The 1506-nt window shown below is 37.8% G+C and carries 1 protein-coding gene; it reads right to left on the bottom strand.

Going from position 1 to position 1506, the window contains the following annotated elements; translation table 11 throughout:
- Positions 1-266 precede the first annotated feature (266 nt).
- On the bottom strand, positions 267-1506 hold a 1240-nt coding region (locus LMU01S_RS09960; RefSeq protein WP_169795914.1), incomplete at its 5' end, for a mucin-binding protein.

The raw sequence follows: 1506 nt of genomic DNA, 5'->3' as shown, positions 1-1506 counted from the left end.
CCCAAAATTTCTAGCGCCAGAATGTAGACAAACTCTATTCAAAATAGATAAGTTTTGTTTTTTATAACTATATGCTTTGAAATATACGAATATGATAGGGAGTTTTCACTACTTTTTAGATTTAGGCACACAAATATCAACTCGGTCTTAGCCAGAATTTTATCCAAAATTTGTATATTATTTGATTCTACTTATTCAACTAAAAAGTTCTCTAAAGACGGTTGTCTTCAGAGAACTTTTTAACTTTCTAAACTAGATATGTGAGACTAGCTTTTCTTTTTATGTTTAGTTGTTCCAAACCCTAGCAATCCACCCAGTGTAGCTACAGCTATACCAAGGATACCGGCTGTATTGTCGATTTTGTCACTTGTTTGTGGTAGTTCGGTCGTCTTAGGCATCTCTGTCTCAGTTTGATCAGTTGTTTTTATTTCAAGTGTAGCTTTGATCCCTGCTTCATTGATGTCTTTTGGAGTTTGTGTAGCATCGTTTGCTATCGCCGTCTTTTTGACCTTAACTTCTACTAGATCGTTAGAACCGTCTGGATATTTTACATTGAGTACTCCATCTGCCAAAGCGGTCGGTTCTTTGACCCATTCCAACTGGGTACGATCAGGAAGTTCAGCCAGATTATTGACCACTTGTTTTGGATCGAGTTGTTTATCTTTAGAAATCGTCACTTGATCAACTTTTGGTTCATTACTTTCAGATAATTTAGCCACTTCAATTTCGACTTCAACATCAAGTTTAGTTCCATCACTTAGCGTTACTGTAACGATGCCTGATGTCAAGCGATCAGTTAGTGAAGTTGGTTTGAAATCTGGAACTAACTTCCAGGTTTGATCGATCACCAAGTTTTCTAATTTTTCTGGCACAATGATCACATCTTTAGCTGCTAAAGCATGTCCCCACTCGATCTTGATATTTTCTTTTGGCAAGATCGTCAAGTACGTTACATTTAGTTTAACGTCTTTAGAATCTGGAGTGATATCTGGGATCTTGACTGTTGCTTTATCAGCTACATACCCCTCTACTTTAGGCGTTTTGATCACAGGACTTGCAGTTGGCAATGACCATTTTGTTTCAACGATCTCACCCGTTACTTTATCGACCACATTGATCGATGTGAAGGTATGCTCTTCTTTATATGGCTCTGATGCAAAACTACCCTGTTTTGGTCCGTTGCCATAAACATACTCGAGTAAAACATTCACCGTTCGATCAGGACCTGCCACTTCCTTAGTTCCGTGCGTAACATGGATCGTCAATGTCTTGTCAGCAGTATAGTCAGCTGGTAATTCATCGTATGATCTCACGTCATAACCCTTAGTTCTCAGTTCTTCAAACTTAGCATTGTATTTATCAACTACATCTTTAGCTACAGGTCCATTCAAAAGACCTTTACCTAAAACAATACCATTCTCAAGAACCTTTTGCGTGGTATCATCGATTATATTCAATTGCAATACATGTTCATCAACTAACTTAGCCTCATAGTTGTAGACCAAC

Source organism: Ligilactobacillus murinus DSM 20452 = NBRC 14221 (assembly GCF_001591685.1).
Lineage (GTDB): Bacteria > Bacillota > Bacilli > Lactobacillales > Lactobacillaceae > Ligilactobacillus > Ligilactobacillus murinus.
The sequence above is the reverse complement of the archived record's forward strand: the minus strand, read 5'-3'. Positions and strand labels throughout refer to the sequence as shown.